Annotated in this window: 6 protein-coding genes; all 6 read left to right on the forward strand. The window is 28.3% G+C overall.

The window, feature by feature from the left end:
* Nucleotides 1–365 (forward strand): conserved phage C-terminal domain-containing protein (locus VLM92_RS08880; RefSeq protein ID WP_325275984.1); only part of this gene is annotated, 365 nt, incomplete at its 5' end.
* 16 nt (nucleotides 366–381) lie between these two features.
* The gene (locus VLM92_RS08885) at nucleotides 382–630 is read left to right on the forward strand and encodes a hypothetical protein (RefSeq protein WP_325275985.1); all 249 of its coding nucleotides are present in this window, start codon (nucleotides 382–384) and stop codon (nucleotides 628–630) included.
* Nucleotides 631–647: 17 nt separating this feature from the next.
* Nucleotides 648–2474, forward strand: a complete 1827-nt coding sequence (locus VLM92_RS08890; RefSeq protein ID WP_325275986.1) for a DnaB-like helicase C-terminal domain-containing protein — start codon at nucleotides 648–650, stop codon at nucleotides 2472–2474.
* A 2-nt stretch (nucleotides 2475–2476) separates the two neighbouring features.
* On the forward strand, nucleotides 2477–2626 hold the full coding sequence (locus VLM92_RS08895; protein WP_325275987.1) for a hypothetical protein: 150 nt from the start codon (nucleotides 2477–2479) through the stop codon (nucleotides 2624–2626).
* Nucleotides 2627–2638: 12 nt separating this feature from the next.
* Nucleotides 2639–2875 (forward strand): hypothetical protein, encoded by a 237-nt coding sequence (locus VLM92_RS08900; protein ID WP_325275988.1) that lies wholly within the window; start codon nucleotides 2639–2641, stop codon nucleotides 2873–2875.
* 119 nt (nucleotides 2876–2994) lie between these two features.
* Nucleotides 2995–3150 (forward strand): hypothetical protein, encoded by a 156-nt coding sequence (locus VLM92_RS08905; protein WP_325275989.1) that lies wholly within the window; start codon nucleotides 2995–2997, stop codon nucleotides 3148–3150.
* Nucleotides 3151–3241: the final 91 nt, after the last annotated feature.

Here is a 3241-nt window from a genome sequence, read left to right on the forward strand (position 1 = left end):
CTATCAAAGAAAAAGAAAAAGAAAGTAAAATATATAGTCGAGTTATTACTCGATTGAATGAATTAGCTTCTACTAAATACAAAGCTTCTACTAAAAAAACTCAAACTTTAATAAATGCTAGAGTAAAAGAAGGATTTAATGAAGATGATTTTTACAAAGTGATTGATGTAAAAGCTAAAGAATGGCTAGGGACTGAAATGGAAAAGTATTTAAGACCCGAAACTTTATTTGGGACTAAGTTTGAAAATTATTTAAACCAAAAAGAAAAAACACCTACTGCAATAGGTGGCTCGAAAAAAAATTCTTATAACCATAATATATGCAAAGATAGAAATAAAAATGTACAAAAAATAAAAATAGTTTAGTGAAAGGGGTGCGATTATGAAGGATAGGAAAGAAGTTAATGAGTTGCTTAAATATTTTAACAGTAGCAAAACTAAAGATATATATGATGTATTAAGAAGCTTCTACGTTAGGAATAAGTGTGATTATACTGAAATAAATAAAGAAAAAATTTCATTTATAGTTGGTTGTAGTATTGAATATTTAGAGGATACTTTAAATTTATTTGAATTTACACTAATAAAAAGAGTTAGTGATAATGGAATTATTAAATATAAAATAGTTTAGTAAAAGGTGGGGTACTTGTGGGAAATGAAAATATAATTAAAAATGCGATTAATGATATTAAACTATATATAGATTGTAACCAAGTTAAAGATAAAATAATCAATGATTTAGGACTAATATTGGAACATGGGAAATGTAAATGCTTTTTGCATGGTGAAAATAATCCGAGTATGGCTTTTGATAATAAGCATAAAAGATTTAAATGTTTTTCATGTGGTCAAAGTTACGATATTATAAATCATTATCAAAGTTATTATGGCAAAAGCTTCATAGAAGCTATTAGGTCGATTGTAACGGATTTTAATTTGATGATTGACTTATCTATCGAAAACAGTCCTAGAGAACCTATAAAGACACCTAAAACGCATCAAAATGATATGTCTAAGGTTATTGATTATATCAAGCTTAGAAAAATAAGTGAAGAAACAATAAAATATGCAAATGTAAAAGCAAATAAAGATAATATTGTATTTGAGTATAGGAATGAGTTAGGGGAACATATCTCAAATAAATATAGACCAGCTAGGAAAATAGACAAAAACAATAAAAAAGATTTAAAGATGTGGTTTGAAAGTGGAACAAATATAAATACATTGTACTTGATGGAAAAAGTTGATATTACAAAGCCCTTACTGATTTGCGAGGGAGAATTTGATGCACTATCAGCTATTGAAGCAGGATATAAAAATACTGTATCAGTTCCAACGGGTGCAAATAGTGCAGAATGGCTTAATACTAATTGGGAGTTTTTAGAGCAAGTAGACGAGTGCGTCATATGGTTTGACAATGACGAAGCAGGAATAAAAGGAGCAAAAGAGATTAGCAGCAGGCTTCCAAATGCTTGTAAAGTTGTTGAATATATAAAGCATAATGATATTAATGATACTTTGTATAAAGAGGGCAAGGAGGAAGTTTTAAAAGCTATTAGAAGTGCTAAAAGCATAAATATCAACGGTGTAAGTTGTTTATCAGATATAGGTGATTTTAATATATATGAAATGAAAAAAATGAAAACAGGACTTAAAGAAGTTGATGAAGAAATTTTAGGAATGTGTTTTGGATCAATTAACGTTTTAACGGGAAGAAATGGAAGTGGTAAAAGTACAATAATTAACCAAATATATGTGGCAGAAGCCTTGAGTAATAATGAAAAAGTATTTTTATTTAGTGGGGAACTTATACCGTCACAGACTAAATATTGGCTTATAAATACTTATGCTAATGCTAATCAATTTTCAACTTATACAAATTATGAAGGAATGAAGTATCAAAAGGTTAGCGTTGAAGCTACTGAAAAAATACAAAATGAAATAGGCGAAAGACTTTTTATATATACTGATGATGATTATTCTATAAATACAGTAATAGCAAAGATGGAACAACTTGTAAAAAGAAATGGTGTAAAAATATTTATATTAGATAACTTAATGATGTTACATGATGATATATCAGACGAACTTAAAGCGCAGACAATGATTACAACTAAATTAAAAAACTTTGCCAAAAAATATGATGCACTTGTGCATTTGGTGGCTCACCCTAGAAAAAATGGTAAAGGTGATAATTCTGAAAATGTTTCAAAAGATGACGTTGCTGGAAGTGCAAATATAACCAACTTGGCTGATTATGTAACAACGATTGAAAGAAATTACAATGAAGCTAATACTGAATATGATGCAGTTTTAAAGATAGTTAAAAATAGACATACAGGAAAAAACATAGGTATAAAATTAATGTTTGATAATGCTAGAAAAAGATTTTACAAAGAAGGAAGATCGATAGAACTTGATAGAGATTATTCAATAAATAGCCAAGAATTTATTCAGATAGAGGGAGAATTTTAGAAGTGAAAAAGAAAAAAACAACATGGGGAACTAGTACAGAATTGAAGTATGAATGGGAAAATGAAAATAAGAATATTATAAGTGAAGTAAAGACAATAAAATTATCAAAGCAGGAAATGGAAGAATATTTGAAAAAGTTTAAAAGAAAATAAGGGGTTGAAAATGTGAATAGAGAGGAATTAATAAAGCAATACGAAAAGGGACTAAATAGGCTTGAGAAAGCAGAAAAATGGCTACATGATAATAATATTGATTGGGAATATGTAGAAGCTAATAAGCCTAAGATATGGCACGAAAGAGTTACGCTATTAGCTGAAATTGAATGGTTAAAAGAAGAAATGTTAAAAAGGGAAATAATTAAGGGAAATATTGAAGGGTTTGAGATTGTAAAGGCTACTTAGGTAGCTTTTTTATTTGTCTTAATTTGTCATACGATTATTGGTATAATTTTTATTCTACATACATACACGTGGAGAATTTGTGTTATAATATAAATATAAAGACAAGCAGAGGTGATGAAGTGAAAGTTAATAAGACAATTTATATAAAGCTAGAAACTTTACAAGAAATGGAAAAATTTGCAAGAACGATTAAAGACAAGGATAATAAACAGGTAGGTATTTCTAAATTAATTGAAATGATATGGGAAGATACAAAGGAAAAGTATAAAAAATAGGGGTGTTTAAAATGGGGGAATACGAGATCATAACATCTTTAGCAAAAGACTTTATGGATAAAGGAGATAGCCCATATTGGGCAACAAGAAA

Origin of the sequence: Romboutsia sp. (genome assembly GCF_035470145.1) — a bacterium.
In the GTDB taxonomy this organism is placed as follows: domain Bacteria; phylum Bacillota; class Clostridia; order Peptostreptococcales; family Peptostreptococcaceae; genus Romboutsia_D.

Coding starts and splice junctions, on each gene's coding strand:
- VLM92_RS08885 (WP_325275985.1), top strand. CDS start 382: ATGAAGGATAGGAAAGAAGTTAATGAGTTGCTTAAATATTTTAACAGT.